The following is a 12,151-nucleotide window of genomic DNA, read 5'->3' as shown; positions in this document are numbered from 1 at the left end:
GGTTTTTAATGCTATAGTTTTTTGACTATTTCCCCAATAACACTTTCGAAAAATTTGTACTTATTTTCATCATTAATCGTATTTTTAATCAATGATTCTATTTTTTCATACAATACTTCATCGCCTTCAACAATTTTTTTCCCCTTGTCAGTTAAATACATATAAAACATACGCTTGTCTTCCGCTGATTGGACTTTTTTGACTAATTCCATTTTGGATAATTTACTTACTATTGCCGATATCGCCGGCTTTGTTAAATTTAATCTCTCTGCAACCTCAGAAAAATTAGGACCTTCCATATAATAAATGGTTGTAAGGTAGTAATAATCTTGACTACTAAACTTTTTAGCCTCTGACTCGCTTAGCTGAGCGTTAATATTGTTAATTGATTGCATCCATAGTTGGTTTGCAATATAGGCTATAGCATTTTTTATCATGTCTTTTAGTACCTCTCAATATAGTTAAACAAATTTAGTTAATTTTATTTAATTAAATGTTTTTAATCATCTTAGCAAATCTTTAGATAAGTGTCAAAAAAGGCTGGTATGTGAATCTCCAATCTTATATCCAATCGCTCATATTTTCTTTTATAAACGCGATCTCATCTATATATAACTTTTGGTGTCCTTCCGCTTTCATTTTAATAAACGCAACATTTCCCTTACTGCATTCCTCATCAAAAAGCTTTACCAAAGCTTCAAGTCGCATAATAACATTTTGTAATACTTCTAATACATCTAACACATCTATAACTTCAACTCCTGAAACTGTTGTAACATCTTCAATACCACGAGCATAAGCTTCAAGAAATGTACATAGTAATAACGCTCTTTCTGAGCAGTCTAGTATTTTATCATATTTTCGATATTTGTTTGTATTAGGATCATATACCTCCATACTGAGGGGTACAAAACGATAAACTGCATAGGCTACGTCCCATATCCTTGGAGCAGGGCATGCGGTATCAAAATCAATCAAACCAATTGGATTATTATGTTTAAAGATGACATTATAAGGCGCAAAATCGTTGTGACAAATCACTTCCTTTTGCAAGTTACCTTCATAACTTAAAAACCAAATATCATCTGCATGTCTCTCAAAATCCAAGGTAGCATCATGATACGCTCTTAACATTTTTGCAGCCAATTGAACCGTCAACATTTTACTTTGAATGTCGTTTTGGGTTGGATAATCTTCAATTGTTTCACCTTCTACAAAACTCAGTATCTCTTGCTTTACATTTACATTTTTAGTGCCCAGAAAACGAGGCGTAAATTGAATCCCCTTGTTTTCGAGATGTAAAAGCAATCTAGAAATCGTTTTGCTTTGGGGTTTTATATCTCTATAAATAATGTCCCCATCTCTACGCACCTCTGACATATTGCCCTTTTTCAAATCCTTATCTCTACTGCTCATTTTCTTAATCACTCCCCCATAGTGAAATCAAAATGTATTATCATCAGTTCAATGACCGATTCCATTTCAATTTCAATCAACCAATCATCAATTCAATTACTAACTTAGCTAATATATCCTCACTTTTTTAATACTCATAGTTTGAAAGGGCTCAAGCTTCAGAGAGCACATAATATTTTATGTAAATAGAAACAAATGAAATTTTACCTAATCATTAAATGATCTCATCTCCCATAGGTTCTGCAAGCATCTCTTCATGATTTTCCATCCCTGGTTTACATTGATTACGTAGCTTCAAAAAATGAGCTCTTAGCACAGCTTGATCGTCAGGAGCAGACGTTAATGGTTTCAAAATAATTTCATTATTCTCAGAGATTGCAAGGCCAACTACTGTACCTTCATTCAATTGTACTTGTTTGGACAATTCTAAAGGAATTCTAATTGCCAAGCTGCTGCCCCATTTTTTCACTGTGGTCGTTACCATAATTACAAATCCCCCTTGTTATGATATGAACCAATTTCATTACATTTTCACACTCATTATATAGCAAGTATATACAAATCTAGGAGCAGTTTGATACTTTTCTCTGGATTAATATTTTTTAGCCCAATGATACCCTATATCCTTCTTCTCCCTCTTTATCAATGTTCTAGGTTTATTTTCCTGTTAATACACCGAAAACCTCTGACAATGCGCTATTACGGGTTAAATTCATATTTGCTAAGCTATGGATACCAAAAGGAGGTAGTAAAAATGAAGAAGCTATTTATAACTGTCATTTGTTTTGTAATGAGTTCATTTATGGTACTTGGTGCTTTGGGAAGTGGTCCAATCAATACCGTCAGTGCAAAAGATACAATTACTCACAAAAAAGTACTTATGGTGATTGCGCCAAAGGATTTTGAAGACGTTGAAGTCATTGAACCTATGGCGATTTTACAGGCTAACGGCGCAAAGATAACCCTTGCTAGCACAACAACGGATACAGCAATTGGTCTTAATGGATTTAAAATCAAACCAGATATTAAAATTAGTGATGCAAAGGTAGATGACTACGATGCCATCGTAATACCAGGTGGAACAGGTGTGATCGGGACTTTATGGGATAACGAGGAACTGAGAATACTGATTCAGCAATTTAATGCTCAAAATAAAATCGTAGCCGCTATGTGTGCCGCTCCCCCAACTCTCGCTAAAGCTGGAATTTTAAAAGGTAGAACAGTGACCATGTTTCCTTGGGATGATGGAATTAAGGAGCTTACCTCAAGAGGTGCGATATATGTAAATGAGGAGACGGTTACGGATGGAAATATAGTAACAGCTAAAAATCCCGCTGCATCCAAAAGCTTTGGACTCGCCATCTCCGACGCGTTGAAAATTAGAAAGTTCTCTAAAAATATCCTTATGGTCGTCGCTCCAAAGGACTTTGAGGATGTAGAGTTATACGCTCCAAAAACGTTGCTTGAGATAAACGGAGCCAAAATAACTGTAGCAAGTACTACATCAAAGGCACTTGGGTTGAATGGATCAACGTATACCACCGATATTATGATCTCTAATGCAAAAGCAAAGGATTATGATGCGATTGTTATCGTGGGTGGTACGGGAGTGATCGGTACCCTGTGGGAGGATCAGGATCTCAGGAGCCTAGTGAAGGAGGCAAATAAGGAAAAAAAGATTATCGCGGCCATATGCGCAGCTCCACCAGTTTTGGCAAGAGCAGGTATTCTCAAGGATAAAAAAGCTACCATGTTCCCATGGAGTGATGGAATTAAGGAATTAACCAACAATGGTGTGAAATATGTAGATAAAGAGGTTGTTGTATCTGGTAATATTGTAACGGGAAGAAATCCAGATGCTTCAGTAGCTTTCGGATTAAAGCTGTGTGAGGCGTTAAAAATACTTGGTAAATAATAGATAGTTATATATTGTTTTCCTGAGCAGTGATATAATTAAACATATGATTGCTCAGGAGGCGTTGTATGGGTAAGTATTTTACAGAGGGTAGGGAATTTTATCAAGGCTATCAGCTTCCTATCTACCATACCAATGAAAATTGCTTTTGTGAGGGTACAGAACTGCGAGATCATTATAAAATGATTTTTGTTAACTCTGGTACTGGAATACTTAATCTTAATGATCGTAAGCACATCATCGTAGCTCCGTCTGCCCTTTGCCTGAATGAAAGTGACACATTTTTATTGGAATCAGAAGTCTCTCTTCAATGTAAGGCGATCCTATTTCACCCTCAAATCATTAATCAACAATTCGATTTCCCTCTACTTAAAGCATCTGACAATGGGCTATTTAAAGCCTCTGATCATGGGCTATCTGTAAATGAAATCCAAGATTTATATTGGTTAAATCCATTTTCAAGAAAAAATAATGAATTTATAGGTCTGCTCCATCTGGGTCCCAGCAATGCAAACAGAATAAGTAATATTATTGAAAACATAAAAAATGCCTTAGACATTCAAATGGATCATGATTGGCCTTGCAGAAGCAGAACTTATTTAATTGAAATGCTTTTTTTGTTATCAAGATTACTAATTATTGATGAGTCCCTTGAAAGCCTAAAGCTTGAAAAAGACCCTAGTGAAATCAAAGAAATCATTTTGTATTTATACTCAAATTATATGCACAAAATAACGATCCAGGAGCTTACCGATATATTTCATATCAACAGAACCTCATTAACAGAAAGATTTCGTGAAATTACAGGTTATCCCGTAATGGAGTATCTTATTAGACTAAGACTGTATTTAGCCTCAAAAATGCTCCAAGAAACGCTATTACCTGTCTCTGAAATTATGGAGAGGGTTGGCTTTTCAGATATTACACACTTTGGAAGGATGTATAAAAAAAGATTTGGCTACTCTCCTTCCGAATATAGATCGAGGCATTGCACCATGCTTTAAACTATAAACACTTGCTATTCACATATAATTTTTTAAGCCATGTATCCCTTAGACTCTAAAAATTCTTACCTTACGCCTTCCTCACCTTACTGACAAATGCCGTTGGTAACATTAAAGCTTTTCTGCCAAAATCATGATGGGATGCCATTGCTTTTTCTTTGTCCGTTTCTTCAATTAACTGTTCCACAACAAAACCATTTCTAGCCAAAGCGTTAATATATGTACTCAACATACGATTAGAGAGCATCATCTCTTTATCGCTCATATCAGCACAATACCATTCTTCATTAAAATAAGAGTTACTAAAAACAAGCTTCCCCTCTTCAACTGACACACACTTATGAATCGGATGTGACCACCCAAAAACGAAGACTCCATCTTTTTTCAAATAAGAATAAATGCGCTTAAATGTTAGATCTAAGTCTGTTGTCCAACCAATGCCATATACAGAGTAAACTAAATTAAAATAATCAACGGGTAACCCACATTCATCTTCCATAGGTGAACAAACTAGATTTGCACTGATTCCTTGGGATTGAAGATACTGATCTGTTTTCTCTATTTGATTCGCAGATATATCAAGTCCCCATAACTCCGTTGCCCCTAAATCTGCAACATATTTTAAGGAGCGACCATTGCCACAGCCAATTTCAAGTACAGTTTTATGCGACAAATCTCCAAGTAGGTTCAATTTCTCCTCTGATGGTAAATAACCTCCCCAGTTCGGTAACGCCGTTACACCCAAAAACTCACTCCCGATTGTATCCCAGAACTCAATATTAGTTTTATGGACTTCACTCACATTCATATCAACATTAGCGACTTTACCTAAAACTTCACCACCAACAATGTTCTTTTTAATGTTCTCAGCTTCTTCTATTAGTTTCATCATATTTTCCTCAGCTTTCTGTTTATAGTCAGCATCAGTCAGCTTCTCTCCTGAAAATAACTCATTAAGATTGATTTCGAGAATATCACAAATCGGCATCATCAGGGATAATTCAGGCATTCCATTGCCGCATTCCCATTTACTTACGGTTTTATTGCTAATCCTGAGAATATCAGCAAATTCGCACTGTGTTAAATGTTTCTCTTTTCTCAATTTTGCAATAAATCTTCCTATTTTAACTTGATCCAAACTGACAGCTCCTTTCTTTGAGAAAATTATATTTTAATCATTTATACAATCACACCCACGAACCGTAGAGTTTAAAACGGATATTTGTAAAATAGGTTGTCAAATATAACTCCAAAAAATGCTCCAATACATGTTTGAAAACACATATAACCTTTAACATTTAACACATATGTAACTATTGTTTATTTCTAATTCATAACTTAATATTAGTCGTGGAGTGGGTTTGTTATATTATTACATTTAGCAAATAAAGCATGGGTAAGGAGGATAGGTATGTTAACGAGAATTGCAACAATCAATGATGTTGAGCAGCTAAGAGTCCTATATAAAGAATTAGAATATGATGCGGTTAAATATCAGCCTGAACATTTTGTTGTTGGATACAGAGAGGATACTTTTTTTATTAATATATTTAATAGTGCAAATCAAAATATTATAGTAGCAGAGGACGATGATAAAATTGTAGGTTTTTCACATGTTATGATCCTTGAGCAAAAAGCAGTTAGTTGCTTAAAACCTCAATCATTACTTTATATTCAAGATTTAGAGGTTGCAGTTAATGAACGTAACAAGGGTATTGGGACACATCTTATGCAAGCAAGTAAAAGGTATGGTAAGGAAAGAAATGTTGATTTTATAAGAACTCAAGTCTTTCCTCAAAACATTGATGGCATGAGATTTTATGAGAGACATGGATTTTGTGAAATGATGAAAACAATTGAGTGTCAGCTTTGATCTAAGTAAATTAACTAAACTCAACAATTTTAAAAATAGCGGAGGTATCATGAAAACATTTAACGAAGAACAACTGGAAAATGCAGTCACCTTAATCTCTTCTACCATTACTAAATGTAAAAAAATGCAAGTTAAGTTTGTAGAGGGAACCTCTCAACACTCGCTCCTAAAAAACAGAATTAAAGCACTTTGCATTTCCAAAGCACTTATTTTAGGTGATAAAACAGATACAACAATAGCATATACAAATAAAGATTTGAGAGAAGCTTTACCACCTGTCGTTTCCATCATAAATAAGACTACTAAAGCACAAAGTAAATATGAACAAGGCACTTCACAATTTAACCGTCATGAACCTATAATTCAAGCTATGCTCATTGCAAAGGAATTTATAGAGAGCGAAATAAGTAACAATGAGGTAAACCATAGTTAAATATTATTTAGCTAGCAAGCTAGCAAGGTAAATTCGTTCATAGTTGGCCCCATGTTTGTTTTAACCATTGGGCAAATTGCTCCTTCTCCTCAAACTGTGGATAATGAGCAGAATTTTTATAAATGACAAACTCCTTTTTCGGCGCTTGGAGTGAGTCAAAGTATTCTTTTGCTACGTTTACAGATGTCATATAATCATATTGACCCATCACAAAATAGACAGGTATCTCTACTTTATCAACAATTCTGGTAATGTTATTTTTTGATTCTTCAGCTAACAAAATTTTCTGAGATAATGAAACGCCTTTTAGGTAGCGAATAACATCAAGCAAATTATACTCGGGATTAAAGAGAAACCCTTGGTAATAATCCATATTATCATCAATGAGTCTCGCCGCTCCGCCATATTTTCTAACCATATCTCTTGGCGTAAGCTGCTCCCCTTTTTCGATTGTGCCTCTAAGCTTTTCTAGTTGTTCTGCATCTTTTAGATTCCCTGCTAATGTTGCTTGTTCAATGGAATAATTCAAGCTATCTAACTCACTTTTTTGATGATCGGAAACCTGCCCAATTCCAATATAAGCAAAAAATTTGTCTGGTGATTTTTCAGCGGCCTTTATCCCAATATATGTACCAAAAGAATGGCCTATCAGTAGCACTTTTTTTTGTCCAAATTCCTTCGTAACATAATCTGTTAATGCCAATAAATCATCCACAAGCAAGTCTGAAGACAAGTTGGAATAATCCTCAAAAAAGTGATACGACTTCCCGCTTCCACGTTGATCATAGTGAACAATAGTAAAGTTTTTTTCAAGTAAATCTTGATATTTACGTACATAAGGAATTTCAGAGCTACCAGGACCACCATGAACAAAAATTACGATGGGATTCCGTCTATCCTCTCCTCTAATCATGACTTCATGATCAGTTCCATTAATCTTGATCTGCTTTAAAATACTTACGCTATGCTCTCCCGCAATTCGAGGTGTCCATGTTGGAAACACCAATCCAACTACGAGAAGTAAAATAATAATTAATAGAGTTAATTTGGTTATCTTTATATATTTTCTTTTTCTATCCAAATAGGACGACTCCTTAAACTAAACTAGTTAAAAATTTTAAATATACAGTTTATTTGGTTGGTTGGCTTATTAAATATTATATTGTTCTTATCAGAAAATCTACACCTAAAGGCACCTTCAAGGATCAAAGAACTCTTCTGCTCAGACCTCTATCCCATGTACAACCATCTCTACAATCACACCTTTCAAAACACGCTCATAGCAGAAACCACGCCAACAATCGTTGGCGTGGTTTCCATAGCTTCAATGGATTGCCATAATATACTAATCCCAGTAGGAATTTAGAGAATTCCTACTTGTTATACAGCCTATAAAGCAATACTGCAGCTTCTGCTTTGGTTGTGTATCCAGTCGGATTGATTTTACTATTGTTACCTTCAATCAATCCTTCCTTAACCATGGTCGTTACACTGTTCACTGCATAGGACGCAATTTGTGACTTATCGATAAATTTTTCTAATTCCTCTAGATTCGCCATCATACCTTGTCTATTCAACTTTTCTGCAATTTTCAAAGCTCTTTCTGTCAATACCATCATGTCTTGCCTTGTGATCTTGTTATTACTGCCAAATCTCTCGTTGTCTATTCCATTCGCAATACCAAGAGCTTTGGCAACAGCAATTTCATTATAGTAGTAAGCATTTTCCTGGACATCACTGAAGTTGCCATTTACTTTTGCAGTTAATCCAAGTGCCCTGACAAGGGAATAAAGGAAATCTGCTCTTGTAATATCAGATGACGGGTTAAACACATTGCCCTCTGTCTTAACGATATCCTTTGCTGCAAGTACTTCGATAGCATTTTTAGCCCATGCTACTTTTCCAAGATCCGTGAATGTTTTAGATACGTAAGCAACTCCATATTTATTGAAATGAGATGTTGTGAAGGTTACCGTATCAGTTTTGGAGTCATAGCGTCCGCTTGGTACTGTGGTTATATTTCCAACTTCATCAATGTACCCCACCACGATCCTTTCTGGATTCTTCAATTCGTCGTCCATAGTTGGCTTATATGGCAGGGATACAGTTACAGGCGCATTTGGATTGCTCCACACTGTTTCTTTTCCATCTACCTTAAGGGTTAACTTTATGAATGGTCTATCTCCGAGAGCCGCCTTCACCTTCGCTGAGAGTTTCGACTTGTCTCCCTTTTCCATTTCCAGTAGTACTTCCTTGCTGGTACTTTCAACAACACCACTCAACATGTTACCAGTTATTACGACTTTACCTAATTCAGTGGAAAGAGTGAGCTTATCCTCTTTTGTTCCACTTATCAGTGCGGCAACAGGCAAGTTTACTGCATATGAATTCACTCCTTGCTCCATAGGTATGTCTATGGTGGCTTTTTCCCGCAGTAATTCCTTTGCTTTTGCCAAATCCAGTGTCAAGAGTGATGTAGTTCCATTTTTCTTGGTCGGCTGAATAATTACCTTCTGATCCTGAACAACTGGTGCTGGTGGTGTTGGTGTAGGCGTTGAAGGTGTAGATGGATTTGAGGGATTGGACGGATTATCCGTCTTATTATTAGTTACTTTTATGGTGTAAGTTTTTACGATACCCTCCCCAACTGTTACCTCTATCTGGATATCGGTTACTGTACCAGGTGTCAATGAGATTGCTTCGGAAATTGCACCGCTGGCGACTATCCTACCGTTCACTTTAATCGTTGCCTTGCTGTTCGCCGCTGTGGCAGTCACATTAATGCTGTTAGCATCTTGTAGGGAAACATCGTATTGAGTATTTGTTGCGATAAAAGTCGGCTGGAGTGTTCCCTCACTCAGTGTCAAACCACTCAGGTTGGCATTCACACTACCGGGTGTATAGATTCCAAGATCGCCAAGATCAATTTCATTGCGCTGGATTTTTTCGTACTCACCTTCATAAAATTCATCTAAATATGAATGCCCAAGAATGAATCTGTCTGGATTCGCGGCTCCATAGTAGCCAGCATTGGCGTTGCTCTGGCTGTCAAACAGCACATAACTTCCCTGCCATCCCGAACCGTCTACACCCCAACTGATGATGTGATCAATATACGGGGCGAACTTGTCGAACATTTTATACAGCAATGCATACTGATAACCAAGGGCATCAGATTGTTTGACATTAAGCGTCGCGGGAGCAACTGCACCACCGCCAGGGGTCGTAGTCGGCATTTTAAGATCAAGCTCTGAATAGGCAATGCCGGACAAAAGCCCCTGGTCAACGAGAGAAGCATAGAGGGCTAGGGCATATTGGTTATCGCTTGCAAGGGTTTTTCCAATCGAATCATGTCCCTGAATCCCGATATCTTCGATCAGGGGTCTTCCGTCATATAGTGGATCGGAGAGCCAAGCGGTGTTAAGTGCATGAACCATATTGTATACAGTTCTCGCCTTCGTACGATTAGAAATGTCGTAATCGTTATAAGTCAGCTTGGGAGGAGTATTAACGATATAGGCGTCAATGCTGCCTTCGGTATCATTTCCATCCAGCTTCATATACTCGGGTAGATCAGCATAGTTGGCTTTATAAGCTGTAGCCATCTGGGCGTTTGGGGCCGCGATGTGCGCATATTTGAACAACAAATAAATGTAATGCTCAGAGATATCTCCACCAATTAAATCATCGGACATTGCAGCAAGCCAATTAGTATTTTTGAGTGTCTGTCTCCAACTGTTCGGGTCCTCAGGGATCGTTTCACTATGACGGCTTTCGTGAACCTCTTCATTGAGCACATCCCATGAATTGAAGGGGATTACACCTCGGGATACACTTGAGCCATATTTCGCATCTGTGGTCAGGAAGTGCCGCATCACATACATTGTGTGGTTAAATTGCACTCTTCTCGCCATTTCTTTGTCTACCTTAACCGTAGTTGTAACACCATTACCCAATCCGTAGTAATCCGTTGTGCCATTATATCCTAATGTAATGGTTGCAGGAACCATTTGCCTCATCCATGCAGGGGCCTGATTATACCATGCCAAAACATGGCCATGAGATTTGTATTGTCCAGGAGTTCCCGAATCCCTGATTGCTTGATAAGAGTTGGTCGGGAAACTGTATTCTCCTAGTCCAGGGGTGGTGGTTGCACCGCTCAGTGCCTCACCAGTGATGCTTTTTAGCCAGTTTGGTCCGCGAGGATGAGTGGCGTCAGCTTTGAGATTGTTACCATCAACAAAAATTTCATAGTGATTGGCTCTAGTTCCAGTTACTGCCCCGGTTCCAATCGTACCCACCATGAACTTGCCATTTTCCTTATTGTAAATATTTTTTAAAGGTGTTACAGCTCTTTGGTTATCCTTGTTGACTACACTAGGAAGTGGAATACCATTGGGATCAGGTTCCGTTATTTTGATATCGCCAACAAGAAGTGTACTGGTTTCTGCGGGGCGGCCGTTCTCGCCATGGAGCTCAAGAATAAAGTTAGAGGACATGCCTGCTGTAGCGGTAATACTGTGGTGCTTCCACAACCAGGTTTCACCCATATAGCTACCAGTCCAGTCGGGATTAAGGTTGTTGTACTCGTATTCTCTGAGGTAAGTATCCATATCAGTGCTTGCATTTCTGATTCTCCACCTCATAAATTTGCCTTGAGCACTCTTAGGATAGTACACATCAAAATCAATCGTTGCGCCTTCAGGGACATTTACACTTGGGGATAAAGGAGATTGAATGGACATTCCGCCGAAATTGCCTGTTCCGTTATGAACGTAATTGATCTGTAGCACATCAGCCTTGCCTTGGGAATCTGCAAAAGGATAAGGAATCATCTCGAACGTGCCACCAGCAAAGTCGACGGGAACACGGCTATCAAGTGGTGGGTTCTTTGCAGTCCAGTCATTGGTGGGCTCTGTAATTTTCACAGGTTGTTTACCAGAACCTGGATCAAGGCGGAAATAGGGATCTGAACCGTCAGATTTAATCCTACTAGTAAAAATCAGTATTGCGTCCTTAAGACTAGCTATAGCTTCTTCCGTGGGGGGAGTTGCATGACGTGCAAATTCAAGTGCATGATCAAGTTCCTTCAGCTCCTCAGCGCTCACCCAGGGGAAAGCTTGATTGACATCGGCGCCATCGTCAGACTGACTAACTTGAAGTGGGAATTCCTTGTTGCCAGCCTTTAGAGCCTCAGCTTGAGTAATGAGGTTATTTAGTTCAACTGACAGTGCATCTTCATCCGCAGTAGCCGCAGCAGGGATGGGAGCAAGCGTGAATATGGAGAGTAACATGATGACTACGAGAATGCGGGAGACGTTTATTAAACACTTTTCACCGTTCATCTTAGTTTTACTCCTTTTCTCAAGGCAACCTCTAAAATCTCACTTTAGAGCTACCCAATTTTTAATTTTCACCTTGTCTGACGATCAGTACACACCTCCCTCTGATGTTGAGAAATAGATTTTGTAAGCGCATTCATAAATAGAGTAGCTATGATGATTGATAAT

Annotated in this window: 10 protein-coding genes; 4 read left to right on the top strand and 6 right to left on the bottom strand. The window is 37.9% G+C overall.

Annotated features, from left to right (window positions below; all coding sequences use genetic code 11):
• Nucleotides 1-11: 11 nt before the first annotated feature.
• The 3 genes from ABE099_RS00980 to ABE099_RS00970 form a co-directional block, all read right to left on the bottom strand.
• Nucleotides 12-437: a MarR family transcriptional regulator gene (locus ABE099_RS00980; RefSeq protein ID WP_430026708.1), complete on the bottom strand. Its 426-nt coding sequence runs from the start codon at nucleotides 435-437 to the stop codon at nucleotides 12-14.
• A gap of 124 nt (nucleotides 438-561) precedes the next feature.
• Nucleotides 562-1,416 carry a phosphotransferase enzyme family protein gene (locus ABE099_RS00975; RefSeq protein ID WP_430026707.1) on the bottom strand — a complete coding sequence of 285 codons (855 nt, stop codon included), beginning with the start codon at nucleotides 1,414-1,416 and terminating at the stop codon, nucleotides 562-564.
• 214 nt (nucleotides 1,417-1,630) lie between these two features.
• Nucleotides 1,631-1,900, bottom strand: a complete 270-nt coding sequence (locus tag ABE099_RS00970) for an AbrB/MazE/SpoVT family DNA-binding domain-containing protein (protein ID WP_430026706.1) — start codon at nucleotides 1,898-1,900, stop codon at nucleotides 1,631-1,633.
• A gap of 270 nt (nucleotides 1,901-2,170) precedes the next feature.
• Between ABE099_RS00970 and ABE099_RS00965 the strand changes: the two genes are divergently transcribed.
• Nucleotides 2,171-3,331 (top strand): DJ-1/PfpI family protein, encoded by a 1,161-nt coding sequence (locus ABE099_RS00965; RefSeq protein WP_430026705.1) that lies wholly within the window; start codon nucleotides 2,171-2,173, stop codon nucleotides 3,329-3,331.
• Nucleotides 3,332-3,399: 68 nt separating this feature from the next.
• Nucleotides 3,400-4,335, top strand: coding sequence for a helix-turn-helix domain-containing protein (locus ABE099_RS00960; RefSeq protein ID WP_430026704.1), 936 nt, complete (start codon nucleotides 3,400-3,402; stop codon nucleotides 4,333-4,335).
• Nucleotides 4,336-4,405: 70 nt separating this feature from the next.
• On the opposite strand, the gene ABE099_RS00955 is transcribed toward ABE099_RS00960, so the two are convergent.
• Nucleotides 4,406-5,473: a methyltransferase domain-containing protein gene (locus ABE099_RS00955; protein WP_430026703.1), complete on the bottom strand. Its 1,068-nt coding sequence runs from the start codon at nucleotides 5,471-5,473 to the stop codon at nucleotides 4,406-4,408.
• A 273-nt stretch (nucleotides 5,474-5,746) separates the two neighbouring features.
• Between ABE099_RS00955 and ABE099_RS00950 the strand changes: the two genes are divergently transcribed.
• The gene (locus tag ABE099_RS00950; protein ID WP_430026702.1) at nucleotides 5,747-6,208 is read left to right on the top strand and encodes a GNAT family N-acetyltransferase; all 462 of its coding nucleotides are present in this window, start codon (nucleotides 5,747-5,749) and stop codon (nucleotides 6,206-6,208) included.
• Between the two features lie 49 nt (nucleotides 6,209-6,257).
• A complete protein-coding gene (locus tag ABE099_RS00945) occupies nucleotides 6,258-6,641 on the top strand; it encodes a hypothetical protein (protein WP_430026701.1) in 384 nt (127 codons plus the stop codon).
• A 37-nt stretch (nucleotides 6,642-6,678) separates the two neighbouring features.
• Here ABE099_RS00945 and ABE099_RS00940 read toward each other — a convergent pair whose 3' ends face one another.
• Entirely contained in the window at nucleotides 6,679-7,722 is a 1,044-nt protein-coding gene (locus ABE099_RS00940) for an alpha/beta fold hydrolase (RefSeq protein ID WP_430026700.1), read from the bottom strand.
• A gap of 292 nt (nucleotides 7,723-8,014) precedes the next feature.
• On the bottom strand, nucleotides 8,015-11,986 hold the full coding sequence (locus ABE099_RS00935) for an S-layer homology domain-containing protein (RefSeq protein WP_430026699.1): 3,972 nt from the start codon (nucleotides 11,984-11,986) through the stop codon (nucleotides 8,015-8,017).
• Nucleotides 11,987-12,151 lie beyond the last annotated feature (165 nt).

It is taken from the genome of Paenibacillus turicensis, from assembly GCF_050461185.1.
GTDB lineage: Bacteria > Bacillota > Bacilli > Paenibacillales > Paenibacillaceae > Fontibacillus > Fontibacillus turicensis_A.
Note: the sequence above shows the minus strand (reverse complement) of the source record. Positions and strands in the feature narration are given on the sequence as shown.